General features: G+C 62.1%; 24 protein-coding genes and 1 pseudogene. 18 read left to right on the top strand and 7 right to left on the bottom strand.

The window, feature by feature from the left end:
• Nucleotides 1–164 precede the first annotated feature (164 nt).
• From KHO41_RS11215 to KHO41_RS11195, 5 genes are all read left to right on the top strand, one after another.
• Nucleotides 165–650 (top strand): CBS domain-containing protein, encoded by a 486-nt coding sequence (locus KHO41_RS11215; RefSeq protein ID WP_342344457.1) that lies wholly within the window; start codon nt 165–167, stop codon nt 648–650.
• A 434-nt stretch (nt 651–1,084) separates the two neighbouring features.
• Entirely contained in the window at nt 1,085–2,065 is a 981-nt protein-coding gene (locus tag KHO41_RS11210; protein WP_211953347.1) for a quinone oxidoreductase family protein, read from the top strand.
• Nucleotides 2,066–2,141: 76 nt separating this feature from the next.
• Complete coding sequence (locus tag KHO41_RS11205; RefSeq protein ID WP_211953346.1) at nt 2,142–3,209, top strand: BKACE family enzyme; 1,068 nt, start codon at nt 2,142–2,144, stop codon at nt 3,207–3,209.
• Nucleotides 3,210–3,384: 175 nt separating this feature from the next.
• Nucleotides 3,385–4,377, top strand: coding sequence for a Bug family tripartite tricarboxylate transporter substrate binding protein (locus KHO41_RS11200; protein WP_211953345.1), 993 nt, complete (start codon nt 3,385–3,387; stop codon nt 4,375–4,377).
• 226 nt (nt 4,378–4,603) lie between these two features.
• A complete protein-coding gene (locus tag KHO41_RS11195) occupies nt 4,604–5,764 on the top strand; it encodes a porin (RefSeq protein ID WP_211953344.1) in 1,161 nt (386 codons plus the stop codon).
• 272 nt (nt 5,765–6,036) lie between these two features.
• On the opposite strand, the gene KHO41_RS11190 is transcribed toward KHO41_RS11195, so the two are convergent.
• Together KHO41_RS11190 and KHO41_RS11185 are read right to left on the bottom strand one after the other, a co-directional pair.
• Nucleotides 6,037–6,783, bottom strand: coding sequence for an SDR family NAD(P)-dependent oxidoreductase (locus tag KHO41_RS11190; RefSeq protein ID WP_211953343.1), 747 nt, complete (start codon nt 6,781–6,783; stop codon nt 6,037–6,039).
• Nucleotides 6,784–6,824: 41 nt separating this feature from the next.
• Complete coding sequence (locus tag KHO41_RS11185) at nt 6,825–7,760, bottom strand: BKACE family enzyme (RefSeq protein ID WP_211953342.1); 936 nt, start codon at nt 7,758–7,760, stop codon at nt 6,825–6,827.
• Nucleotides 7,761–7,976: 216 nt separating this feature from the next.
• Between KHO41_RS11185 and KHO41_RS11180 the strand changes: the two genes are divergently transcribed.
• From KHO41_RS11180 to KHO41_RS11170, 3 genes are read left to right on the top strand one after another with little or no spacing between them, the layout of a single operon-like run.
• Nucleotides 7,977–8,822 (top strand): TauD/TfdA dioxygenase family protein, encoded by an 846-nt coding sequence (locus KHO41_RS11180; protein ID WP_211953341.1) that lies wholly within the window; start codon nt 7,977–7,979, stop codon nt 8,820–8,822.
• 60 nt (nt 8,823–8,882) lie between these two features.
• Nucleotides 8,883–9,902, top strand: a complete 1,020-nt coding sequence (locus tag KHO41_RS11175) for an NADPH:quinone reductase (protein WP_211953340.1) — start codon at nt 8,883–8,885, stop codon at nt 9,900–9,902.
• Between the two features lie 52 nt (nt 9,903–9,954).
• Nucleotides 9,955–10,524 (top strand): RBBP9/YdeN family alpha/beta hydrolase, encoded by a 570-nt coding sequence (locus KHO41_RS11170; protein ID WP_211953395.1) that lies wholly within the window; start codon nt 9,955–9,957, stop codon nt 10,522–10,524.
• Between the two features lie 80 nt (nt 10,525–10,604).
• On the opposite strand, the gene KHO41_RS11165 is transcribed toward KHO41_RS11170, so the two are convergent.
• Nucleotides 10,605–11,252, bottom strand: a complete 648-nt coding sequence (locus tag KHO41_RS11165) for a DsbA family oxidoreductase (protein WP_211953339.1) — start codon at nt 11,250–11,252, stop codon at nt 10,605–10,607.
• 259 nt (nt 11,253–11,511) lie between these two features.
• Here KHO41_RS11165 and KHO41_RS11160 point away from each other — a divergent pair, with 259 nt between their 5' ends.
• Nucleotides 11,512–12,525: an AraC family transcriptional regulator gene (locus KHO41_RS11160; protein WP_211953338.1), complete on the top strand. Its 1,014-nt coding sequence runs from the start codon at nt 11,512–11,514 to the stop codon at nt 12,523–12,525.
• Nucleotides 12,526–12,660: 135 nt separating this feature from the next.
• On the opposite strand, the gene KHO41_RS11155 is transcribed toward KHO41_RS11160, so the two are convergent.
• Together KHO41_RS11155 and KHO41_RS11150 are read right to left on the bottom strand one after the other, a co-directional pair.
• The gene (locus KHO41_RS11155) at nt 12,661–13,662 is read right to left on the bottom strand and encodes a Bug family tripartite tricarboxylate transporter substrate binding protein (RefSeq protein WP_211953337.1); all 1,002 of its coding nucleotides are present in this window, start codon (nt 13,660–13,662) and stop codon (nt 12,661–12,663) included.
• A 200-nt stretch (nt 13,663–13,862) separates the two neighbouring features.
• Nucleotides 13,863–14,714: a LysR substrate-binding domain-containing protein gene (locus KHO41_RS11150; protein WP_211953394.1), complete on the bottom strand. Its 852-nt coding sequence runs from the start codon at nt 14,712–14,714 to the stop codon at nt 13,863–13,865.
• A 115-nt stretch (nt 14,715–14,829) separates the two neighbouring features.
• Between KHO41_RS11150 and KHO41_RS11145 the strand changes: the two genes are divergently transcribed.
• The 4 genes from KHO41_RS11145 (at nt 14,830) to KHO41_RS11130 (ending at nt 17,541) form a co-directional block, all read left to right on the top strand.
• Nucleotides 14,830–15,693, top strand: a complete 864-nt coding sequence (locus tag KHO41_RS11145) for an alpha/beta fold hydrolase (protein WP_211953336.1) — start codon at nt 14,830–14,832, stop codon at nt 15,691–15,693.
• Nucleotides 15,694–16,055: 362 nt separating this feature from the next.
• Nucleotides 16,056–16,451, top strand: coding sequence for a malonate transporter subunit MadL (gene madL / locus KHO41_RS11140; protein WP_011297775.1), 396 nt, complete (start codon nt 16,056–16,058; stop codon nt 16,449–16,451).
• 13 nt (nt 16,452–16,464) lie between these two features.
• On the top strand, nt 16,465–17,244 hold the full coding sequence (gene madM / locus KHO41_RS11135) for a malonate transporter subunit MadM (protein WP_211953335.1): 780 nt from the start codon (nt 16,465–16,467) through the stop codon (nt 17,242–17,244).
• A 24-nt stretch (nt 17,245–17,268) separates the two neighbouring features.
• The gene (locus KHO41_RS11130) at nt 17,269–17,541 is read left to right on the top strand and encodes a hypothetical protein (RefSeq protein ID WP_211953334.1); all 273 of its coding nucleotides are present in this window, start codon (nt 17,269–17,271) and stop codon (nt 17,539–17,541) included.
• Nucleotides 17,542–17,554: 13 nt separating this feature from the next.
• Here KHO41_RS11130 and KHO41_RS11125 read toward each other — a convergent pair whose 3' ends face one another.
• Both KHO41_RS11125 and KHO41_RS11120 read right to left on the bottom strand, forming a co-directional pair.
• Nucleotides 17,555–18,448: an MBL fold metallo-hydrolase gene (locus tag KHO41_RS11125; RefSeq protein ID WP_244873795.1), complete on the bottom strand. Its 894-nt coding sequence runs from the start codon at nt 18,446–18,448 to the stop codon at nt 17,555–17,557.
• A 219-nt stretch (nt 18,449–18,667) separates the two neighbouring features.
• Complete coding sequence (locus KHO41_RS11120) at nt 18,668–19,951, bottom strand: GlxA family transcriptional regulator (protein WP_342344456.1); 1,284 nt, start codon at nt 19,949–19,951, stop codon at nt 18,668–18,670.
• Here KHO41_RS11120 and KHO41_RS11115 point away from each other — a divergent pair.
• The 5 genes and pseudogenes from KHO41_RS11115 to KHO41_RS11095 all read left to right on the top strand — a co-directional run bounded on the left by KHO41_RS11115 (nt 19,946) and on the right by KHO41_RS11095 (nt 23,002).
• Entirely contained in the window at nt 19,946–20,632 is a 687-nt protein-coding gene (locus tag KHO41_RS11115; RefSeq protein ID WP_211953333.1) for a M24 family metallopeptidase, read from the top strand. The genes KHO41_RS11120 and KHO41_RS11115 overlap by 6 nt on opposite strands.
• 228 nt (nt 20,633–20,860) lie before the next feature.
• On the top strand, nt 20,861–21,064 hold the full coding sequence (locus KHO41_RS11110) for a hypothetical protein (protein ID WP_211953332.1): 204 nt from the start codon (nt 20,861–20,863) through the stop codon (nt 21,062–21,064).
• Between the two features lie 59 nt (nt 21,065–21,123).
• Nucleotides 21,124–22,158, top strand: coding sequence for a GlxA family transcriptional regulator (locus tag KHO41_RS11105; protein WP_211953331.1), 1,035 nt, complete (start codon nt 21,124–21,126; stop codon nt 22,156–22,158).
• 158 nt (nt 22,159–22,316) lie between these two features.
• Nucleotides 22,317–22,592 (top strand): annotated as a pseudogene (locus KHO41_RS11100) (MFS transporter); the annotation flags it as partial.
• Nucleotides 22,593–22,615: 23 nt separating this feature from the next.
• Nucleotides 22,616–23,002 carry an amidase family protein gene (locus tag KHO41_RS11095; RefSeq protein ID WP_211953330.1) on the top strand — a complete coding sequence of 129 codons (387 nt, stop codon included), beginning with the start codon at nt 22,616–22,618 and terminating at the stop codon, nt 23,000–23,002.
• Nucleotides 23,003–23,067 lie beyond the last annotated feature (65 nt).

The following is a 23,067-nucleotide window of genomic DNA, read 5'->3' as shown; positions in this document are numbered from 1 at the left end:
CCGCCCTTGTCGGAAGCAAATGGTAAAAACTCGCGCGCTTGTGCCAGCCAGCACTTGAAATAAACGTCATATCATTCTATAAATGGAATGACAGGATGAGTGGGCGAGCGCTGCGGAAAGCAGAACATGGAAAGCAGCCTCCGAATCCATTCACCTGTCCTGACATGGAGACGATCATGCGCGTGTGCGACATTCTGCAAATCAAGGCTGGCCCCATTTTTTCCGTTTCTCCCGACGCAGTCCTTTCGGACTGTCTGCTGATGATGGCAGACAACGATCTGGGATCATTGGTCGTCATCGAAAGGGGGGCGCTGGTCGGACTGCTGACCTTCCGCGAGATCTTCCAGGCGATGGCGCAACACCAGCGGGCGCGCAGCACGGGGCACGAGTCGCAGGCGCTGGATATCCGTGCGCGCCGGGTGATGAACCCCGCGCCCATTGTCGTCGATCCGGAGATGGGCATCGCGGAGTTGCGCGCACTGATGGTCCAGCACTATCTGCGCTATGTCCCGGTGGTCAGCAGTGGCACCTTTCTCGGGATCATTTCCTTCCATGATGTGGCCAAGGCCGTGCATGAGGAGCAGGCATTCGAAAACCGCATGCTGAAGTCCTATATCGGAAGCTGGCCCGATGAGGCAGTCGCCGCCTGAGCGGCGCTTTCCTGACCAGTAACGTTCCTGCGCAGTTACCCCGCGACGCCCACCTCTGGCCGCGCTGATCGGCCGGGTGGGTGTATCAGGGCGGAAAGACTCCGCCATCCGGTCCGGGCGCCCTCAGGCGCCAGCCGCCGGCTACCAGACAGGTAGCGGCTTCCGCTAGCTACCGGAATCCCCCTCCAGCACTTCCCCGCGCGGCGCGAAATCCGCTCCGCGACACCCATCTGCGACTTGAGGCACAAGTTCGCGCCAGCTGGCTGCAAGCCGCCAACGTCCCGCCTTGTCAGCTAAGGGAAAGCGCCAGACACATACGGGAAAGCGGAAAGCCCGGTCAGACCCGATGATTCGCCACACAGGTTGTCCCTCCGAAAAGCCCGATCGGCAAGCCGCAGGGGCACTTTCATACTCCACAGAAGACAGGAGACGACATGGCGAAAGTCGTTAGGATTCACGAAACGGGCGGGCCCGAAGTCCTTCGTATTGAAGACGTCACCGTTGGCGAGCCGGGGCCGGGAGAGGTCCGCTTGCGTCACGTGGCCGTAGGACTGAACTTTGCTGATACCTATTTCCGCAGCGGCACGTATCAGGTCCCACTGCCCAGTGGCATCGGCAATGAAGCCGCTGGCGTGATCGAGGCTGTCGGGCCCGGCGTCACCCATCTGACGGTTGGCGACCGGGTGACTTATACGGGCTTCACCAACACGCTGGGCGCCTACAGCACCGAGCGCCTGATCTCTGCCGCGCCGCTGATCAAGCTGCCGCCGGAAATCAGTTGTGAAGCCGCCGCGGCAATGACCATGCGGGGCTTGTCGGCCTCGTACCTGATGCGCCGGATCTGGTCGTTCAAGGCCGGCGACACCATTCTGCTGCACGCCGCGGCGGGTGGCGTCGGCCTGATCGTTTCGCAATGGGCCAAGCTACTGGGACTGACCGTGATCGGAACGGTGTCCACCGATGCCAAGGCCGAAGTGGCACGTGCCCATGGCTGCGATCACACCATCAACTACAGCCATGAGGACGTGGCCAAGCGCGTGCGCGAACTGACGGATGGCGTGGGCGTATCCGTGGTGTTCGACAGCGTGGGCAAGGACACCTTCATGGCCTCGCTGGACTCGCTCAAGCGCCGCGGCCTGCTGGTGTGCGTGGGGTTTGCTTCTGGCCCCGTCACCGGCTTCGATCCGGCCATCCTGGCCCGCAAAGGCTCGGCATACCTGACCCGTCCCGGCCTTGCCGACTACATCGCCGATCCCGCCGAAAAGGCGGAGCTGGTCGATGAACTGTTTGGCCATGTTGCGGCAGGCCGTATCCGCATCGAGATCAATCAGCGCTATGCGCTCGAAGATGCCGTGCAGGCACACCGTGACCTCGAGGCCCGCAAGACCACCGGCTCGTCCATCTTTGTGATTTGACGGTTTCCCGCCCGGGAAACGCGCTCATGCAATTCGACCTTCTCAAAATTCACGATTCATCCTGGAGACCTTCACCATGAACTTCCTTGACGGCCACCTGTATCCCGAGAACCAGCAACCGCTGATCATTACGGCCGCTCCGTATGCGCCGGGCTGGATTCCCTCGGACTTTCCGGAAGATATCCCGGTCACCATGGAAGAACAGATCCAGAAGGCGGTGGATTGCTACGAAGCGGGTGCCCGGGTGCTGCATCTGCATGTGCGCGAAGCCGATGGCAAGGGCAGCAAGCGCCTGCCCATGTTCAACGAGCTGATCGCCGGGGTGCGCAAGGCCGTGCCCGACATGGTGATCCAGGTGGGTGGCTCCATCAGCTTCGCGCCCGAAGAGGGCCAGGCCGCCAAATGGCTCAGCGATGACACGCGGCATATGCTGGCCGAACTCGATCCGAAGCCGGACCAGGTCACGGTGACCGTCAACACGACGCAGATGAACGTCACGGAGCATGCCGGCCTGGATGACTTCAAGGGCGTGTCGCGCGGATTCCCGCATCTGTACGACACGTACAAGGACATGATCGTGCCCTCGAATCCGAGCTGGGCCGAGGAGCACATCCGACGCCTCACGGCCGCCGGCATCCAGAGCGAATTCCAGGTCTACAACATCAACAGCTTCGAAACGATCGAGCGCATGATCCGCCGCGGCGTCTACAAGGGCCCGCTGGTGATGAACTGGGTGGCGATCAGCGGTGGCATGGACCAGGCGAATATCTACAACCTGGCCAACATGCTGCGCGCGGTACCCGATGGCGCGGTGGTCACGGTGGAAAGCTCGGTGCTCAATGTGCTGCCCATCAACATGATCGGCATGGCCCTGGGCCTGCATGTGCGATGCGGCATCGAAGATGTGCTCTGGAACCAGTCCCGCACCGGCAAGATGAGCTCGGTCGAGCAGATCAAGCAACTGGTGCGCATTGCCCGCGAATTCGGTCGCCCCATCGCGACGGCGCAGCAGACGCGCGAGATCCTGAAGCTCGGCGTGTTCTATGACACCGTGGAAGAAACGCTCCAGGCCAACGGCTTCGCGCCGAATCGCAACGGTGGCCACCAGGGCTTCCTGCGCAAGCACGAGAACCTGCCGGCCTGAGCTGAGACAACGGTTCACGCTGCCTCTTCTTGCGCCGGGCTTCGCGTCAGCGTGGCTCATCCCGCGTCGGGCTGCGTGGGCTTTGTAGTTGGCGTTGCAGTGCGGCCAGAGCGAAGCATCTGGAAATAGCGCAGATAGAGCAATCGCCAACAGAAGAACGATATGGAGGGTGACAATGACATTTCGAATGCAAAAACCGCTTGCGGCCACGCTGGGCACGGTAGCGCTTGTGGCATTGTGCGCGTCCGCGGCGGTGCGGGCGGAAGATGCCTGGCCCGCGCGCCCGATTCAGATGGTCGTGGCGTCATCGGCAGGCTCCGGAACCGATTCCCTGGCACGCCTGATGGCGCAACGGCTGTCGGTCGCCTTGAAGCAACCGGTCGTCGTTGACAACCGGCCGGGCGGCAGCGGCGTGGTCGGGACCAACGTTGTCGTCAAGGCGCCGTCCGACGGATACACGCTGCTCTACACCACGGCATCGAACATGGTCATCGCCCCGGCCGTGTTGAAGACCATCCCCTACGATCCGAAAAAGAGCCTAGTGCCGATCGCCGAAACGGCGGAGGGTGGGGTGGTGCTGCTGGTGAGCAACGATCTGCCGGTTCACAACCTGCCGGAGCTGATCCAGTTCCTGAAGGCGAACCCGGACAAGTACGGCTACGCCACGTGGTCCACGGGCTCGTCCGGGCAACTGACGATGGAATGGCTCAAGAAGCAGACCGGCATGAAGACCGATCACGTCCCGTACCGGACGTCGAATCAATTGTTGACCGACCTGGCCTCGGGTGTCGTGAAGATCGGCTGGACCGATCCGGGCGCGCCCATTCCGTTCCTGCGTTCCGGCAAGGTCCGGGCCATCGCCATTGCCGGCAATGCGCGTGCGCCGCAACTGCCAGATGTCAAAACCATGGGTGAACAGGGCTACAAGTTCGATGCGGTGGGCTGGTTCGGCGTCTTCGCACCAGCGGGAACCAGCCCGGCGATCCTGAAGCGGCTGGCCGATGAGATCAACAAGGTACAGAAGTCTCCCGATGTCGCCGCCACGATGAAAACCATGAACTTCGGGCCACCTCCTTCGATGACCCCCGAGCAGTTCCGCGACCTGGTCAGCCACGACCTGCAGCTCTGGTCGAAGATCGCGACCGATGCGGGCATTCAGATCGATTAACGCTCTGATTCCGCTGCAGACCCGCAGCAAATTCAAGCTTTAAAACCGGACGAAGCGCAATCGCTCACCCAAAGGGTGAGGGGTTGCGCTCGTCCCTGCACATGCGCGGCAGTTTTGCGCATAGGGGGGAATCGAATCTCGATGCTTCCCTTCGAAACGCTTTGACCTCCTGGCATTCACGCGCCACCAGGTTGAAGACGACAACAATGAACGTGGAGGAGTTCTGGTGAAAAGAAAGATTCTTGCCCTGGCCGCCGTCAGTGCGTGTGGGGCAGCGAGCGCGCAATCCGGCGTGACCTTGTATGGCGTGGCAGATATCAACGTAGAGTACGTCAACCGCGTCGGCGCGGCCGTGCCGTCGGCCGCCAACGGCTTCCAGTCCGGTGCCGGCCATAGCGTCGTCCGTGAGAACTCCGGTGGCTACTCCGGCTCGCGTTGGGGTCTTCGCGGCACGGAGGATCTGGGCGCCGGGATGAAGTCCATCTTCGTTCTGGAAAGCGGCTTCAATCTCGATACTGGCACGTCGCAGCAAGGCGGCCGCTTGTTTGGCCGCCAGGCCTTTTTGGGTCTTAGCTCGGAATATGGGCAGATCACCTTCGGCCGGCAATACCATTCGATGTTCTCTACGCTGGCCAACTTCATTCCGGCTCGATATGCCACCCAGTATGAACCTATTGGCGTGATCGCCGGTGGCAACTTCCGTGAAGACAATGCGCTGAAGTACGTCGGCGTGTTCGGCGGCCTCACGGCACAGGCCAACATGTCGTTCGGCGTAGGGACGACGCTTCCGCAAGTGATCGCAAGCGTTCCAGCCGCCGGTGGCAATGGCGAGGTCCCGGGGCAGTACCGCCGCGACACGGCGTATGGTGTTGGCTTGAGCTATCTCGCCGGGCCGTTTGGGGCAGGCGTTGCCTATGATCAATGGAATCCGACGATCGGCACCGGCAGCGGTACCTTCAGGAAGGCGGCCGTCATGGGCAGCTACGCCATCAATGGCACGGCGAAGATCATGGGCGGCTATCGTTGGGGCCAGAACAAGAACCAGAACGATGTCGTGACCCTGCGTGACGATTTCTATTGGATTGGCGGTCAGTACCGGTTCTCTCCTGCACTCGACTTCACGCTCGAGTATGACTATCAGAACGTGAAGAGCCTTGGCGGTAATGCGCACGTTGCCAATCCCTGGCAGGTGGCGCTGATTGCCGACTACTCGCTCTCGAAGCGGACAGATATCTATCTGACCATGGCCTATGCAAAGAACGCCGGCCTGGCGATGGAATCGGCAGCGAGCAATTACGCGACCAGCCTTACGGTCAACAACTACACGCTCTCCAATGGCCAAAGCTCGATGTTTGGCGCCGCTGTGGGTATCCGCCACGTGTTCTGAAGGCGCACCTGAAGCGCAATCTGCATGAGTTCCACCGGAAATGCCGATGCCAGGCCGATGCCAGCCTGGCACTTTCCTCGGCTTTTCCGGTTTCAAAGGTTCGACAGGTAGCCCCTGTGGAACCTTTGTCTTTTTTTGGTGATGCGGGTATTCATGGGATGGGCGGCCGTGGTCTGCCTTGGACGAACCACGCGAGGCACGAAGAGGCGCAGGACTGTAATTGCGCCTCTCCCCGACGCTTTGGAGCGTGACGACGCCTTGTGACAGGCAGCTTACGCGGCAGTCTTCCCGCCGTTTACGTGGAGGATCTGGCCCGTGATGTACGTCGATTGGTCGGATGCCAGGAAGACGATCGCATCAGCCACTTCTTCCGGCGTGCCGACGCGTCCTGCGGGAATCGTTGCGGCGACGGCCGCTATCCGATCCTCGCCACCGGCAATGCGGCCGAGCATGGCCGTTTCGATCGGGCCCGGCGCCACGGCGTTGACGCGGACATTCGATTGGATGGCATCGAGCGCCGCCGACTTGGTAAGGCCCTCGACCGCGTGCTTGCTGGCCACATACATCGGATTTCGCGGGTTGCCGCGGCTGCCCATCGTGGAGGAGAGATTGACAATCGCCCCACGCTTTTGCGGGATCATTGCCTGCAGCTCGTGCTTCATGCAGAGGAAGGTACCAAGGACATTCGCATCGAACGTCGTCGTGTACGACGCGACTGTTTGCTCGACGATCGAGCCCGGTGTTCCTTCCGTTCCGGCACTGTTCACGGCGATATCAAGGGATCCAAAGCGTTCGACGGCATGCCTGACAAGACGGATGACATCGTCTTCGCGGCTGACGTCGGCCACGAGGAAGTCCGCTTCCGCACCCATTTTCCGGAGTTCCGAAATGAGGGCGTCTCCGGCAGCGGCATTCCGCCCGGAGCAGACCAGCCGCGCACCTTTGGCTGCGAAGGCAAGCGCTGTCGCGCGGCCGATGCCTGCGGTGGCACCGGTGATCAGGACAACAGGATGAGACATGGGAATTTCCTGGAGTGAGTGAAGAGAAGCGATTCGATCAATCAGAACGCGACAGCGTCCCGGCCTTTCAGCTGAAGCATGTCGCGGGCCTCGTCAGGCGTGGCCACCTCGAGGTTCAGTGATTTCAGAATGCCGACAACACGCCTGACCTGATCGGCGTTACTGCTGGACAGCCGGCCCCGGTCTTCCCAAAGCGAATCCTCCAGGCCGACGCGAACGTTTCCGCCCATGGCAGCCGCCATCGAGGCAATCGGCATCTGGCTGCGGCCGGCGCCAAGCACGGACCAGTAGTAGTCCTTGCCAAACAGGCGCTCCGCGGTGCGGCGCATATGCATGACATCGTCGGGGTGCGTGCCGATGCCGCCGAGCAGGCCGAATACGGACTGGATGAAGAAGGGCGGCTTGAGGATGCCGCGGTCAATGAAATGCGCTGCGGTATAGAGATGGCTGGTGTCGTAGCACTCGATCTCGAAGCGCGTGCCGTTGCCAGCACAGGATTCGAGGATGTAGCGGATCTCCTTGAACGTATTGCGGAAGACGCGGTCTTCGGAGCCCTCGAGGTAAGGGCGCTCCCAGTCGTACTTGAAGGTCTTGTGCCGGGCGAGCATCGGATAGAGGCCGAAGTTCATCGAGCCCATGTTCAACGAGGCAACTTCCGGCTTGAGTTGCAGCGCCGGTTGCAGGCGTTCCTCCACAAGCATGTTGGGGGCGCCGCCCGTCGTGAGATTGATCACGACGTCCGAACGCGCTGCGATCCGGGGAAGAAACTCGCGGAAAAGCGCGGGATTCTGTGATGGCTGGCCATTCTCCGGCTTGCGCGCATGGAGATGGACGATTGCGGCGCCGGCCTCTGCAGCCGCGACGGACTCGTCTTCGATCTCCCTAGCGGTAATGGGGAGATGAGGCGACATCGTCGGGGTGTGAATACCGCCCGTCACGGCGCACGTGACGATCACTTTGTTCTGTGGTGCTGCCATGGTAGATGCCCTTCGCGCTTTGGCTGGGAATGCACGGCTTCGTGCGACGTTGCCATGCTACGAAACATTGCCGTCGCTTGCCGCAACGGCGCCCGCAATGTCGCTAATTGGTAAGTGAATGTCCTCGCCGAATAAGCGTGGAAGCCTGGAACGCCAGATACTTGGCCACCAGAAAGTCGGACAGACGGAATCAACCGGACTGCAGGAGACACAGCAATGAAGATCAGGCAAATCACCCCCGCCATCGGTGCCGAGATTTCCGGCGTGAACCTCGGCGAGGCGGCACGCGATCCGGCACGCTTCGCCGAGATCAGGGCGGCGCTGCTCAAGCACCGGGTGCTCTTCTTTCGCAAGCAGGAGATCACCCGTGCCGATCACTTGGCCTTCGCCAGCAGTTTCGGCAAGCTCGAAGATCATCCGGTTGTCGGCAGCGTTCCCGATCACCCGGGCCTCGTGAAGGTCTACCGCAGCGACAACCCGCACAGCTTTGAGAACAGCTATCACTGCGACGGCCTGTGGCGTCCCAATCCGGCCATGGGCGCAGTGCTGCGCTGCCTGGAATGTCCCGAGATCGGCGGCGACACCATCTGGGTCAACATGGTGAAGGCGTATGAGGAACTGCCCGATGACATCAAGAAGAAGATCGACGGGCTACGCGCCAGGGCCAGCATCGAACACAGCTTCGGCGCAGTCATGACGCCGGAGAACCGCGCCAGGCTGGCCCAGGATCATCCTCCGGTGGAACATCCGGTGGTGCGCACCCATCCCGAGACCGGGGAGAAGATCCTGTTCGTCGGCGCCTCGTTCACGACGCACTTCACCAACTACAGCACGCCGGACAACGTGCGCCACGGCATCGACAAGTCGCCAGGAGCCTCCCTGCTGCTCAACTACCTGACCAGCCGCGCCACCATTCCCGAATACCAGGTGCGCTGGGCCTGGCAGGAGGGCGACGTTGCGGTCTGGGACAACCGCAGCACGCAGCACTATGCCGTCAACGACTACTATCCGGCGCCGCGCAAGATGGAGCGCGCGGGCATTGTCGGTGATATCCCTTACTGATTCGACGCCAGGCTGGCAGAACGACTTGTTGCGCGCCACGCGCAACGGGACAAAGACACCATGAAGGCGATCTGGTACGAACAACAAGGGCGGGCGGAGGATGTATTGGCGTTTGGCGATCTGCCCACGCCGCAACCGGCCCCCGGCGAAGTCCGCGTGCGGCTCCATGCGTCGGCCGTTAACCCGGCCGATGCAAACAGGCGCGCCGGACGCATGCATGGTGGCATGGAGTTCCCGCGCATCATTCCGAATAGCGATGGCGCGGGCGTGATCGATAAGTTGGGGCACGGCGTCGATCAGAAGATGCTGGGCACGCGGGTCTGGCTGCATTTCGGACAGCGCGGGCGTCCGTTCGGTACGGCGGCCGAGTACATCTGCGTGCCGCACGAGTTGACCTCGCCACTGCCCGAGCATCTGGACTTCGCACAGGGTGCCTGTCTGGGCATTCCGGCGATGACGGCTTATATCAGCCTGTTCCAGCGCGGCGCCATCCAGGGCAAGTACGTGCTCATTACCGGCGGTGCGGGAGCTGTTGGACACTACGCTGTGCAACTCGCCAAGTGGGGCGGGGCGCATGTCATTGCCACCACCAGCTCCGAACGCAAGGCCGCCCACGCCGCAGCTGGCGGCGCCGACGCAGTGATCGACTACCTTGCACCGGATGCCGCGCAGCGGATTCTTGATGCCACTCACGGGCAAGGCGTTGACCACATCGTCGATGTCAATGCCATCGTCAATTCGGGGCTGTGCTTTCAGGTAGCCGCCAGTCGTGCGCAATGGGTCTCGTATGCCAGCGGTGCCGGCCTCGAGCAGGCGGTTCCGTTGGTCACGCTGATTCGCAAGAACCTCTGTCTGCAGGGACTCTATCTGCCGGGCTTGCCCTATGAGATGCGCTGGATCGCGCAGGAAGGCTTGTCGCGCTGGATGCATGACGTCCCGGATGCCATTCACGCCGTCGACAGCGTGTTCGACTTGCGAGACACCGTGAAGGCTCACCAGGCTGTCGAAGCGGGCAGCAAGCTGGGCACCGTTGTTGTTCGATGTGATACGGCGCAGGGCGACAGTGACCGTGCTCGCTGACGGCCACGTCTGTACTCACGCATCTTCAAACCAAACGAGGAATACAAAGCTCATGACATCCGGAAATCAACCAACGGTTGTGATTGTTCCCGGCTTTCGCGACCACATGCCGGAGCACTGGCAGTCGCTGTTGGCAGAACGCTTGCAGCAGCAGGGAAGAGCGGTGCGCATCGTACCGCAGATTGATCACGACAAGAGGTTGCGCCGTGCCAGGGTGGAGAACCTCGAGCGTGTCGTCAGCAGCATCTCGGGGCCGGTCATTCTCGTTGGCCATAGCGTGGGCTGCCTGATCACCGTTCACTGGGCACAGGAGACGCAGTGCGCGGTGCAGGGCGTATTGCTTGCCGCGCCGGCCGACTTCGATAGCCCGTTGCCGCCCGGATACGCAGAGCCGCAGACGCTGGCGGATGAGGGATGGACCCCCATTCCGCGGCGGCCCCTGAAATTCCCGAGCATCGTGGTCGCGAGCCGCAATGATCCGCTTGGCAAGTTCGAACGAATCCGCGAGTTGGCGCAGGCCTGGGGCAGCCGGTTCGTCGATGCCGGGGAAGTCGGACATCTGGGACCGGCAGATGGCTATGGAACCTGGCCGCTGGCAGAGGAACTCGTTCGGGAACTCTGAGCAGAGACGCGGCCCGGTGCTGGTAGCTGGGCCCGCTCATCGAGCGCCTGACCGGGCCGATGCCGCGATGTTCGCCGCCGTCAGCCTTGCCGCTTCGCCAGCACGTCGCGGATGATCTGCACAAAGGCTTCGGCCGGCTGTCCGCCCGTGACAAGGTAGCGGTTGTCGAAGAGGATCGACGGCACGGAGTTGATACCCATCGACCGGAACTCCGCCACTTCGCGGCGCACCTCATCCGCATAATCGCTGCTCTCAAGCACACGCCGCGCCTGGGCGGCATCGAGCCCCACAGATTGGACCGCTTCCAGCAATACCCCGTGATTGCTGAGGTCCTTTCCGTTACCGTGATATGCCTTCAGCAGCGCCTCCTTGAGCGCCAGCGCCTCGCCCTGTGTGCCGGCCCAATGCAGCAGCCGATGACCGTCAAAGGTGTTGTAGACATGGGTCCTGGGCGCGAAGTCGAAACCAGCGCTTGCGCCGCGTTCGCGAATCAGCGCCTGCCTCTCTGCGACTTGCGTAGCGGTACTGCCATGCTTCCTGCTCGCGTAGTCGAGAAGGGTCTGGCCTTCCGGCGGCATATCCGGGTTCAGTTCGAACGAACGCACGACGACTTCGGCATCCACTTCGTCCCCGAGTTGCTCCAACGCGTGCTTGAGCGACGACAAGCCGATGGCACACCACGGGCAGGCAATATCAGAGACAAAGTCGATCCGGAGTGCTTGAGTCATTTCCTTTTCCTTTGAGTGATCTTTTTTCCCATGTCAGATCATCCTGCATGGCAATACTTCACGCTTTGCATCAGGTGCCAGGCACTTGGCCTTTTGTGACAGCAGCCGCTGCCGCAGGAAACAATGGACCTCATCGTTGCGGATTCGGAGAAGACACTGATGTCAGTGGCTGGTGACCGGCGTTTCGTGACGGGTTAGTCCCGCTTGACAATGCATGACCGCGAATTACCATGAGCTGTCATTTTCTGGTCAGCCCCCGATGTCGTTACTTGTCCGCGCCGCAGCCCTTACCAACTACTGTGAAGTTGCGCGTGCCGGCGGGCTCGATCCGCTGCGGATGATGTTTGACGCCGGCATCAGTCCGAGCGTACTGCGCGAGCCGGATCTCATGATTCAGGTCGATCGTTTCGGGCGGCTGCTCCAGATCTCTGCAACGCTGTCAGGCAACGAGAGTTTTGGATTGAGCATGGCCGAGTCGCGCCTGTTGTCCAACCTCGGACCGGTAGGCATGCTGATCCGCGACCAGGCGACGCTGCGCGACGCGCTCGGCATGTTGATGCGCTACCAATCGATTCTCAACGGCGCGAAGTCACTGGCAGTCGAGGAGTGTGGTGGACGGGTAATCATTCGCGAGGTGCTGATCGCCGGCAGCGCACACCAGCCAACGCGCCAACGGGTTGAACTGGCACTGGGGGTCATGGTGCGGTTGATACGCCAGCTCATCAAGCCGGACTGGCAGCCGCAGCGCGTATGCTTCGAGCACCCGGCCCCGCGCGACCTCAGTACGCACCAGCGGTTCTTTGGCCCGAACGTCGCATTCAATTGCGATTTCAATGGCATCGTCTGCGCAAAGTCCGATCTCGATGCGCGCAACCCGTGGGCCGATCCGGCCATGGCGCGCTACGCGCAGCGTCTGATCGACGAGTCAGCCGCGGCGCGGCAGACGACCATGCTTGACGACGTGCGGCGCACGATCCTGCTGCTGTTGCCCGGCGGGCGCTGCAGCGTCGAGCAGGTCGCGGAAAATCTCGGCGTGGTCTGCCGCACGGTCCAGCGCCGGCTGGCGGAGCAGGGGCAGAGCTTCTCATCGATCGTCAACGACATCCGCGTGGAACTCGCAATGCGTCATGTCGTCGAGAGCGATCGACCATTTACCGAGGTGGCGACGCTGCTCGGCTTTTCTGCGCCAAGCGGATTCTCGCGCTGGTATCAGACGCAGTTCGGATGTAGTCCCAAGGAAAGCCGCGCTGCAAGTGCCGCGGTGCCCCGATAGGCTGCACCTTCCCGGTCGGCGTGATGTGGCTTGCCGGGCCCGCAGGTTCGTGCGCCAGCGATCGATCTCACGTGCGGGGAAAGCGGGCGACAGCCATGCCATCGCTTACCCGCTCGTCGCCCACACTGAGGCCTCTCAGTCGAGGGTGATCTTTCCCGCCTTGACGATCTGGCCATAGCGCGCGATATCGCGCTCGATCAGCTTGCGGAAGTCCTCGGAAGTACCGCCCACGGGCACGAAGCCGAGGTCGGTCAGTTTCTTCGCCACGTCCGGGCTGCGTGTGGCGGCGGCAATTTCCTTCGCCATGCGGTCAACCACCGGCGCCGGTGTGCCGGCGGGCGCGAGCAGGCCCGTCCAGGAACTCATGACGAAGCCCGGGAAGCCCGACTCTTCCATGGTCGGGATATTCGGCTCGCCCGGCCAGCGCTTGGCCGAAGCGACGGCCAGAACATTGATCTTGCCGGACTTCACGTGGGGCATCGGAACCAGCAGCGGATCGAAGGCGACCGACACCTCGCCGGAGATGAGCGCCGGCAGGATCGGTGCGCTGCCGTTGTAGGGAATGTGAGTCATCTTGACCTTCGATTCCATGGCCAGGCGCTCGCCGGTCAGATGTGCCGAGCTGCCTACACCGCTGGAGCCGAAAGTCAGCGTGTCCGGATGCTTCTTGCCGTAGTCGACCAGTTCACGAACGGTCTTGACGGGCAGCTTCTTGCTCGAGAACAGGAACAGGGGCAGTTCCGCCATCTCCGCCACCGGCACGAGGTCCGAAGGCTTGTAGCTGAGCTTGGAATACAGCGACATGTTGGCGCTGTAGGCCGCAAGCACCGAGACAAAGGTATAGCCGTCCGGCGCCGAGCGTGCGGCGACGCCAACGCCCAGCGTGCTGTTTGCGCCTGGCTTGTTCTCGATAATGATCGGCTGGCCGAGGCTTTGCGCGACCTTCTCGAACACGACGCGGGACACCGTGTCGGTCGACCCGCCGGGCGTATAGGGAACAATGACCTTGATCGGCTTGGTCGGCCACGCGTCGGCGGCAAAAGCGGTGTGGCCCAGAACCATGCCTGTGATGGCGAGTGTCGCCAGTCGTGCGCCGCGCGCCACGGAGTTCTTGATACTCAACTGCGTCTCCTGCATTGGAACAAATCTTCCCCCGCGTTTGCCGGGGGTTCTCGCGGTCAATCCGCAGGCCGATTATGCCGGAGGGTGCCAGGGCGAATTTCGCCGGAAGCCCGCAATCGGCCGCATGCCATGCAGGGAGTGTGCGATCAGCGACCGCCTGCGTGCGGACACGGCAATGGCTTTGCGCGAGGCCTCCGGGCTGGCTTGCTATCAGTTCATGCGTGCAACTCGGCCACGATGCGTTCCGCAAGAAAATCGCAGGGCGGCCGGTTCGACGTGACACTGCGCGCCAACACGATCTCGAGCGTCCCGATCTCTGGCAGGCCCTGCGCAGCCCCGAGCAGCGTAAAGTCGGGCGGCACCGCGCACTGTGCCAGCGGGGTGATGGCAAGGCCGGCTCGGGCCATCGTCAGCAGGCCCAGCAGGCTGGGACTCTCGTAGGAGGTGCGATACGCAATCTTTGCGCGCTCAAGGCTTCGAATCGCCTTTTCGCGTGCGACGCTTCCAGGCAGGAACACGGCGATGGGGAGGGGCCGCTCTCGCCAGATTTCCGTGGAGCCCGGGTCGGTCGCCCACACCATCGGCTCATGCCGCAGAAACTCGCCGGTCAGCCCTTTGACGCGCGTCGCGCAGACGAGATCCACCGTGCCATCGCGCAGCATCGGCGCGAGCGCGACGCTAGGCAGCCCGATCACCTGGATTTCGACCTTGGGGTAGGTGGCCGAGAACTTCTTCAGAATCGGCGGGAACAGCGATGATGCGTAATCGTCAGGTACGCCGATCACCACGCGGCCCGTGACGTCGGGCCGCACGATCGCTGCCCACGCCTCATCGCGGAGGGCAATGATCCGGCGCGCATACGCCAGCAGGACCTCTCCGTCCTGCGTCGGGATCACGCTGCGCGGCTTGCGTACGAAGAGCGCTTTGCCGAGGGCCGATTCCAGCGTCTTGATCTGCATGCTCACCGCCGATTGGGAGCGATGCACGAGGTCGGCAGCCCGGCTGATGGTGCCCGAGTCTGCGACGGCAATGATCATGGTCAGGACGTCGACGTCGAGGGCTTTCATCTCAGTGGTCATGCGTTCTTCCGCGAGGTATCAGAAATTCTGAAGGATTCCATCAATATTATGCGATTTTCTTTTTTCGTGCGGTGCAGCAAAGTTTGCAAAACGGAGTCACCCAATGAACGCACGAGCGCCCCTGACTACCCTGGCACTTGCCGGTGCCTGGCCCCAACCCTCTTTTGTCTCCACTGCCTCAGGCATCTCCGTTCCCTACGTGGAGGCGGGGAGTGGCGAGCCGATGGTATTTGTGCACGGGTCGCTGTGCGACTACCGCTATTGGGACCCGCAGCTCGCATCGCTGTCGAAGCACTTCCGCTGCTTCGCGCCGAGCCTGGGTCACTACTGGCCCGAAACCGGCGCATTCGGTCGCGGCGACTTCAGTTGGGAGGCGCACGTCGCCGAGATGGCGGAGTTCATCCAGGCGCTGGGTCTGGGGCCGGTCCATCTGGTCGGCCACTCGCGTGGCGGCTGCATTACGTTTCATCTGGCGCGCGAATACCCCCATCTGGTGAAGACACTCACGCTCGCCGATCCAGGCGGCCCATTGCAGACAACGCCGCAAGCAGCGGCCGCCAAGCTGCCGCCGGCCATCCAGGCGTTGAGGGCCAAGGCCGCAACACTGATCGACCACGGCGAATTCGATGCCGGTCTCAATCTGTTTGTCGACTCGGTCACCATGCCCGGTTTCTGGGGCAAGAGTTCGCAGAGCTTCCGTACGATGGCGCTCGATAATGCGCTCACACTGCCGAAGCAGATGCGTGACCCGTTGCCCGCCTACACACGCGAAGCTGCCCGTGAAATCCAGTGCCCGACGTTGCTGATCGATGGGCAAAAGAGCCCGCGCATGTTCCGCAGCACGGTCGAGACCCTCCAGGAATGGATCGGAGGCGCGGCGCGTCAGACCATTGTCGGAGCCTCCCACGGCATGAATATCGCCAACCCCGGCGCGTTCAACCGGGCCGTTGCGGCGTTGGCTGGGTAGAGAAAACCCGCCAGCAACCTGAGTCCCTGCCATCTCGATACGCGATGGTGCAATGGCGAATCGTTGCTTTGCAGCGGTTTGCCCGTCCCTCACGATGAGATGACGGCCGGCAGGCGGCCGGCAAATCAATGAGTCGAGAGCGTGCCATCGCGGATCGCGATGGCGACACCGGATGTTTTCGTATGCGAGTGCTGTGAGTCGGAGTGCACTTATTTCCTTGGTTGTCGCGACAGAACGCTTAACCGCACCGTAACGGTCGTGCGTCACTGGTTGATTGATGCACACAAGCGCGATTCGTACAGTTGGCTGCAAATGTCCGGCCTCTTGAGGGCGGCGCCTAAAAACAGCAACTAGGAGACACCATGATCATCTACGGAACCGCGCTACTGGCCATCTGCCATCTGGTGGGCCTCTACCTTGGCGACCTGCTGGGCGCCGCCATCGGCGTCAAGTCCAACGTCGGCGGCGTGGGCATCGCCATGCTGCTGCTGATATTCCTGCGGCTCTACCTGCATGACCGGGGCCTGATGCCGAAGGAGACCGAAGCCGGCGTGGGATTCTGGGGCGCGATGTATATCCCCGTGGTGGTGGCGATGGCGGCCCAGCAGAACGTGGTGGCGGCGCTGCGCGGCGGCCCGGTGGCGTTGCTGTCGGCAATCCTGGCGGCGGCAGCCTGCGCCTGCCTGATTGCACTGCTCAGCCGCACCGGCGACCACGAGCCCCTGCCGCCGTTGGCGGCCGAAGCAGCTTCGAAATAAGCGGGAGAACGCCATGACTATCGCTGCTCCGGCCATGATGTTCGATAACGTCCTGCTCCATAACGGTCTCGTGACGGCATTCGCTACCGTCGGCATCGTGATGTGGGTGTCCTCGCAGATCTCGAAACGGCTCACGAAGGGGCGCCTGCATGCCTCGGCCATCGCCATCATGATCGGCCTTGCGCTGGCGTATTACGGCGGCGTGGTGACCGGCAAGGAAAAAGGGATGGCCGATTTCGCGCTGTTCTCGGGCATCGGCCTGATGGGCGGTGCCATGCTGCGCGACTTTGCCATTGTCGCCACGGCCTTCGAGGTGCAGGTGCGCGAGGCACGCAAGGCCGGCATGGTGGGTGCCGTGTCCCTGCTGCTGGGCACCGTGGTCCCGTTCATCGTCGGCGCGCTGGTAGCGCGGGCGTTCGGCTACAACGATGCGGTCAGCATGACGACCATCGGCGCCGGCGCGGTGACCTACATCGTTGGCCCCGTGACGGGCGCGGCGCTGGGCGCCAGTTCCGACGTAATGGCGCTGTCGATTGCCACGGGCCTGGTCAAGGCCATCATCGTGATGATCGGCACGCCGTTCGCGGCCGGCTTCCTGGGCCTGAACAACCCGCGCGCGGCGATGGTGTTCGGCGGACTCGCCGGCACGGTCAGCGGTGTATCGGCCGGCCTGGCCGCCACGGATCGCCGGCTGGTGCCCTATGGCGCGCTGGTGGCCACGTTCCACACGGGGCTGGGTTGCCTGCTCGGGCCTTCGGTGCTGTACCTGGCCACCAAGGCGCTGGTGGGCTGAGCCCGATCCCGGCCAGCGGCAATCATGAGCCTGACACACACCCAGATTCGGCTAGCGTCGCTGCTGGCCAGCGGCTACCAGTTGACGATCAGACGGTCGCCTGTCGATGCGCAGCCCATGTGCGTGGAAGTCGTTCAGCCGGCATCACAGGAAGTGGCAGGACAGGTGCCGTGGCGGCACATCCAGCCGCTACTTCGCGCGAGACGGGTTGTACTGGATACGGGCGATGCCACGACAGCGACAGCGGTTGTGGCGCCCGGCGCCATCAAGACCGCGCGGGAACGCGATCTCCGGTAACGGCCAAACGTCCCTACAAGCCGGCATGGACCATCTTTGTGAACTGGTCGCCGTTGAACACAAAATTGCCCCATTTCTCATCGAACGCAGCCGTCGGCCTGGCCGCAATGATCTCGTCGAGCGACTTGCCTTGCTTCTTCAGGGTTGCCACGTTGTTGCGGACCGCGACCAGCATGTCGCGAAACTCGATCAGCTGCGCGCGCGTGCCGACCGCTCCGTGGCCAGGAACGACAATCGTATGCGCCGTGGTACGCGCCACTGCCTTGTTGGCCCATTGGATCGCGCCGTCGATGCTGCCGCCATCCTCATTGTCGATATAGGGATAGAAGCCGTTCCAGAAGGTGTCGCCGAGCACCAGGACATCTGCCTTCGCGAAGTAGACCCATAGATCTCCGTCGGTATGACCGTGGCCGAAGTTTTCCACTTCGACCCGGCTGCCCGCGAAATCGAAGGTCTTCCGGTCCTTGACCAGCAAAGTCGGCCGTGCATCGTCCGGCACCGGCTGGAATGTCCAGTTCCAGGCGTTGACATGCGTGGTTTCGGTCAGATGCCGGAAGGTATTCTCTTGCGCGACGATGGTGGCGCCGGCCGCATGCATGCCTGCATTGCCATCGGTGTGATCCCAGTGCCAATGTGTGTTCACGACGTACTTTGGCGGGGTCGGGCTGATCTTCTCAAGCGCGGCCCGCAGTTTCTCCTGCGACTTGCTGATGCCTGCATCGACCAGGAACTTCCCTTCCTTGCCGGAAAGCACCGTGATGTTGCCACCGGAGCCCATTAGCACGGTGATGTTGTCGCGCAAGGGCACAACGACGAGATCGGCATCGGCGCGACGCAGATACCGCGCGCCTGCACCGGTATGGAAGTAATCGTCTGGCGTAGTCTCCTGGCTGGCGGGCGATTGCATGGCGGGGACAACTGCGTTCGCCGCACAGGCCGGCAGCGGGCTCGCCGCAATGAGCGTGGAAAGGAATAGTCGCTTTAGCATGACGTCTTGTGTCTGATGCGGAGATGCAGGCGGGATTGCGAGCATCCGCGACAAGTATGGCCATGCCGGACGAGCGATGGCATCTGCGCCGGGGGGCGATTCAGGCCAAACGGCGGTGGCGTGGGGCCAGCGTCGGTGTCAAGGTCCGGGAACGACCGAGTCTGCTGCCGGCGTGGAAAATGTCGCGCGATACTGCTGGGGCGACACCCCGAACCGTCGCTTGAAGATTTGACGCATATTGTGCGGGTCGCCGAAGCCGCATTCGTACGCGACACGCTTGAGCGGAGCCTTGCCGTTTTCGAGCATGACGCGCGCCGCATCGACCCGGGCGCTTTCGACGAAGGCGGCGGGGGTCATCCTGGCTTCCCGCGCAAAGATCCGCGCGAAGTTGCGCAGGCTCATTTTCGCGACGCCGGCCAGGACGCTGACGCTGAGGTCGTCCGCGAGGTGTGCCAGCACGTATTCGCGCACCTGCGCGATCGGCGAGGTCGGCTCCGCGTAGGGCGTCAGGTAGGGACTGAACTGCGATTGGCCGCCCGCTCGCTGCATGACCACCAGCAGCCGTCTGGCGACGCTGAGTGCGACATCGTCGCCATGATCCTGTGCCAGCAGGTATAGCGAAAGGTCGATGCCCGCCGTCACCCCGGCCGACGTATAAAGATCGCCGTCACGTACGAAGATTCTGTCTGCCTCCACACGGGTGGTGGGGCAGAGGTGCCGGAGCGCTTCCGCATCATTCCAGTGCGTGGTGACGGTGCGGTCCTCGAGCAGGCCGGCCCGCGCGAGGGCGAAGGCGCCGTTGCAGATCGATCCGTAGCGGCGCGAGGCCGCGCACACGCGTCGCAGCCAATCATACGCACCTGCCTCCCAGATGGCCGCTGGCAAGTCCGGCCCGCCCGCGGCCAGGATCAGGTCGTAGCGGCTGTCCGACGGGTCGACGTCGGCATACGCGCGGTGCACCTTGAGCAGCAAGCCATTGGAGCAGGCAACCAGCGCGTCGTCGCCGATGCCGATGACCTCGATCTCGTAGCCCGCGTCACTGGGCACGAAGCGGTTCGCCTCGGCAAACACGTCCATCGGGCCACTGACGTCCAGGGCCTGCACGCCGGGAAAGACCAGCAGGGCAACAGTTCGAGTCATGGGCGTAGCTTCCAGGGCGCGGGACGAGGACTTCGTCGAACCCCGAACGATAGCGGAAAGGGGCTCCCGGGCGCCAGGCTTCCCGTGCCATGGCCGGAATTCCACGTCGTTTGGCGCAAGAAACACCCAGAATTTTCGGGTGACGGAGACTGGCACGAAAGCCACGCGGATTGGCACGTTCCAGCCGTCCGTCAACGCTGCCTTCAGCCATGCGCGCTGGAACAATCTCTCCTCAAGGGTCGAAGCCGTTTCGGCCTTCTCGCAGGAGTGAACAGAATGCATGAAGTTTCCCTGTCTCTGGCCGAGCGCGTCGGGCCGGCCTTTTCCGTCGACGGCATGTTGCTGGCCCGCAAGAAGACCCGTGAGGCGATCGCCGAGATCGCTGCCCGCGTCAAACCGGGCATGGTCGAGGAAGACGCCGTACAGATGGCGAGGCGTGTCCTGCTCGACGCAGGCCTTGCGCTGAGCTGGCATCCCACGCGCGTCCGCTTTGGCCGCAACACCATCAAGCCGATGAAGCTGGCATCCGAGCCGGGGGTGATCCTGCAGGACAACGACATCTTCTTCATCGACATCGCCCCTCGTCTGGACGCCTGGGAAGGGGATGGCGGCGCGTCGTTTGTGGTGGGGCAACATGCTGGCTACGCGCGTTGTGCGCGCGATGCCGAGGCGCTGTTCCACGAAATGCGCGGCATCTGGAAGCGCGACCGCCTGACCGGGCAGAGGCTTTACGCCGAAGCGGACCGTATTGCCGCGTCGATGGGCTGGGAACTCAACTTCGATCTGCCGGGCCACCGCGTATCGGACTTCCCGCACGCCACCATCCACACTGGCTCGCTGGCCGACTTCGATGCGAGCCCGTCGGCGATGCGCTGGATCCTGGAGATCCACATCCGTGATCCCGAGAAGCGATTCGGCGCGTTCTTCGAGGACATGCTGCTGGAAGACGAAGACTATCTGTGACTTCGGAAATACCTGCACCCGTCCGGTCCAGCCTGGACCAGAAACCTCCGTTCTTTGGCCGGATTCGCTCGCTGTCTGGCATGAGGGAAGCGTGCTGCACCGCCTACACTCCCCTTGAAGGCTCGTATGGGTATGCAGGGTCAGCGACGGGCCAGGTCGCGTATCGCGCTTCGTCTCAAGAAGGACGGTTTAGCGCACTTGTTTCAAGCTACTGAACCGGAGTTGCTCATGTTCGCGCTGCTTTCCGTCACATACGTTCTCCTGGCCGTACTGTTCGGCGGGTACTCAACCTATCTGCTCGCCACGTTGATCCCGGAAGACGTCCTGGAACAGGCAAGCCGGAACGGCAGATTTGCCGGGCTTTATGACAGTCCAATGGAGCATGCCACTCCGGCTACGGCGGATGCGACGGCATCAGGCTCCGCGTTGTAAAGGCGGATGACAAAAGTCAAAAAGGTGGGAAGTGCCTTACCCGATGTACCGACGTTGACATGAAAACCGCAGCCGTTCTGGTGTTTCCCGAGGTTCAGGGCCTGGATGTCTCCGGGCCGCTTGATGTCTTTGCGGAAGCCAATCGCTTTCTTTCTTCGGAAGATCAGTATTCCTTTGAAATTCTGGGAACTGAACCGGGACGGATACGTTGCTCCAATGGACTGGAAATCCATCCGGATCGCCTATTTTCTGAATCCGATGGCGCCTATGAGCTATTGCTCATCGCCGGCGGGCCCACGTTGCCTCAACAGAGCTTTGCGCCTTCCCTGTATTCATGGATCCGGGCAGCGTCTCTCAGTTCGACATGTATTTGCACAATCTGTAACGGCACATTCCTTCTGGCCAGAGCCGGTGTCCTCGACGGCAAGCATGTCACGACCCACTGGAATGATGCGGCCAGCCTTGCCCGGGAGTGTCCAACGGCCGTGGTAAGCCCTGACAGGCTGTATATCCAGGACGGCAATCTGGTGACGTCTGCGGGCGTCACGGCCGGGATCGACATGAGCCTCTATCTGCTTGCAAGAGACCATGGCCGGGAGGTAGCCATCCAGGTTGCCAAGCAGCTATTGCTCTTTACGCATCGCGCAGGGGGCCAGTCACAGTTCAGCCCTTACCTCAATACATCGGTGGAGCCCAGTTCATTGGTTTCGCGCGTGCACGAGTACGTGTTTGCCAATCTGACCGCGGACCTGTCGCTCAACGTCCTCGCGAACGTCGCGAGAATGAGCGTTCGCCACTTCACGCGGATATTCATGCGGGAGTCCAGCATCAGTGTGATGGACTTTGTCGAAGCCGTACGGCTGGACGCCGCCAGAAGCTTGCTTGAGACAACATCCAGGCCGATCAAGGCAATCGCCTATGAGTGCGGCTTTTGTACGGCACACCGAATGCGTTCGGTATTTCGAAGAAACCTGGGCATTTCACCGCAAGACTATCGCGCGCACTTCCTGGACCCTGCCTCGGGCTCACGACAGCTGCCGGATTTCCCGGCACGAGAGCAAAAGAGCCATCACGACACGATGATCAACGCCTGAAAAATAGTCCTTCTCGTCAGGGGCAGTGAAAGCGGCGGCGGCACGTATCAAGCATCCGGATCGCGGAATCCCATCAGTTACCAAGCGATGATGGCTTCAACATTGAAGTCACGTGGTGCATTTTTTGTATGTAGTCGGAATTACAGCAGGAGACAACGGTGAACGAACGAAGCAACGGTCGATATATTGATTTGCTAAAAGTCGCGGACGACGCGAAATTCAATGCCTTCCATGTATCGATTCTGGCGTGGTGCGCATTGGTCATCATATTTGACGGATATGACCTTGCTGTTTCCGGTATTGCGTTGCCGTCCATCATGAAAGACATGAATGTCGATGCTACCCGTGCGGGCATGATGGTTAGCTCTGCACTATTTGGGGCGATGTGCGGTGCGGTGTTGCTGGGGTCCCTGGCCGACCGTATCGGGCGGCGCCCATTAGCACGCCAGTCCGCAACATGGCCGCCTGTGCGCCTGAGCCAAGCCTGGCTGGATATGCGGGCGCAATCGCTTCACGCGATGAAATGCGCCGCAGCTGGAATATCTTGTTCCAGCGCTATCCGCTGGTGCTGATGCCTACGTCGTGTCGCCCGCCATTGCCGTGGGGCGCCGACCAGGGCTCCGTCGACGAAATGCGTCGCTTGCTGGAAATACAGAGTCCGCTAATGGCTGTCGCCGTGTGTGGGTTGCCAGGGCTCCACGTCCCGACGGGGCTGTCGCAGGGATTGCCTGTCGGCGTCCAGCTCGTGGCACCGGCGTTCCGCGAAATGCGGCTGTTGCACGCGGGCGCCATGATCGAGGCGGCCCACGGAATACTGACCCGGCAGCTATGGGCAAGGCACTAGGGGTACACACGTCCCAATCCACGTAGAAGTCATTCACGTCATTCAAAGTCATTCGAGTAAAGGTC

Source organism: Cupriavidus numazuensis, from assembly GCF_905397435.1.
Taxonomy (GTDB): domain Bacteria; phylum Pseudomonadota; class Gammaproteobacteria; order Burkholderiales; family Burkholderiaceae; genus Cupriavidus; species Cupriavidus numazuensis.
This window is presented reverse-complemented; position numbering and strand designations above follow the sequence as displayed.

What these genes read in the sequence shown, in the direction of transcription:
- KHO41_RS11215 (WP_342344457.1), top strand. Translation starts at nt 165, where the DNA reads ATGGAGACGATCATGCGCGTGTGCGACATTCTGCAAATCAAGGCTGGC.
- KHO41_RS11210 (WP_211953347.1), top strand. Translation starts at nt 1,085, where the DNA reads ATGGCGAAAGTCGTTAGGATTCACGAAACGGGCGGGCCCGAAGTCCTT.
- KHO41_RS11205 (WP_211953346.1), top strand. Translation starts at nt 2,142, where the DNA reads ATGAACTTCCTTGACGGCCACCTGTATCCCGAGAACCAGCAACCGCTG.
- KHO41_RS11200 (WP_211953345.1), top strand. Translation starts at nt 3,385, where the DNA reads ATGACATTTCGAATGCAAAAACCGCTTGCGGCCACGCTGGGCACGGTA.
- KHO41_RS11190 (WP_211953343.1), bottom strand. Translation starts at nt 6,783, where the DNA reads ATGTCTCATCCTGTTGTCCTGATCACCGGTGCCACCGCAGGCATCGGC.
- KHO41_RS11185 (WP_211953342.1), bottom strand. Translation starts at nt 7,760, where the DNA reads ATGGCAGCACCACAGAACAAAGTGATCGTCACGTGCGCCGTGACGGGC.
- KHO41_RS11180 (WP_211953341.1), top strand. Translation starts at nt 7,977, where the DNA reads ATGAAGATCAGGCAAATCACCCCCGCCATCGGTGCCGAGATTTCCGGC.
- KHO41_RS11175 (WP_211953340.1), top strand. Translation starts at nt 8,883, where the DNA reads ATGAAGGCGATCTGGTACGAACAACAAGGGCGGGCGGAGGATGTATTG.
- KHO41_RS11170 (WP_211953395.1), top strand. Translation starts at nt 9,955, where the DNA reads ATGACATCCGGAAATCAACCAACGGTTGTGATTGTTCCCGGCTTTCGC.
- KHO41_RS11165 (WP_211953339.1), bottom strand. Translation starts at nt 11,252, where the DNA reads ATGACTCAAGCACTCCGGATCGACTTTGTCTCTGATATTGCCTGCCCG.
- KHO41_RS11160 (WP_211953338.1), top strand. Translation starts at nt 11,512, where the DNA reads ATGTCGTTACTTGTCCGCGCCGCAGCCCTTACCAACTACTGTGAAGTT.
- KHO41_RS11155 (WP_211953337.1), bottom strand. Translation starts at nt 13,662, where the DNA reads ATGCAGGAGACGCAGTTGAGTATCAAGAACTCCGTGGCGCGCGGCGCA.
- KHO41_RS11150 (WP_211953394.1), bottom strand. Translation starts at nt 14,714, where the DNA reads ATGAAAGCCCTCGACGTCGACGTCCTGACCATGATCATTGCCGTCGCA.
- KHO41_RS11145 (WP_211953336.1), top strand. Translation starts at nt 14,830, where the DNA reads ATGAACGCACGAGCGCCCCTGACTACCCTGGCACTTGCCGGTGCCTGG.
- madL (WP_011297775.1), top strand. Translation starts at nt 16,056, where the DNA reads ATGATCATCTACGGAACCGCGCTACTGGCCATCTGCCATCTGGTGGGC.
- madM (WP_211953335.1), top strand. Translation starts at nt 16,465, where the DNA reads ATGACTATCGCTGCTCCGGCCATGATGTTCGATAACGTCCTGCTCCAT.
- KHO41_RS11130 (WP_211953334.1), top strand. Translation starts at nt 17,269, where the DNA reads ATGAGCCTGACACACACCCAGATTCGGCTAGCGTCGCTGCTGGCCAGC.
- KHO41_RS11125 (WP_244873795.1), bottom strand. Translation starts at nt 18,448, where the DNA reads ATGCAATCGCCCGCCAGCCAGGAGACTACGCCAGACGATTACTTCCAT.
- KHO41_RS11115 (WP_211953333.1), top strand. Translation starts at nt 19,946, where the DNA reads ATGCATGAAGTTTCCCTGTCTCTGGCCGAGCGCGTCGGGCCGGCCTTT.
- KHO41_RS11120 (WP_342344456.1), bottom strand. Translation starts at nt 19,951, where the DNA reads ATGCATTCTGTTCACTCCTGCGAGAAGGCCGAAACGGCTTCGACCCTT.
- KHO41_RS11110 (WP_211953332.1), top strand. Translation starts at nt 20,861, where the DNA reads ATGTTCGCGCTGCTTTCCGTCACATACGTTCTCCTGGCCGTACTGTTC.
- KHO41_RS11105 (WP_211953331.1), top strand. Translation starts at nt 21,124, where the DNA reads ATGAAAACCGCAGCCGTTCTGGTGTTTCCCGAGGTTCAGGGCCTGGAT.
- KHO41_RS11095 (WP_211953330.1), top strand. Translation starts at nt 22,616, where the DNA reads ATGGCCGCCTGTGCGCCTGAGCCAAGCCTGGCTGGATATGCGGGCGCA.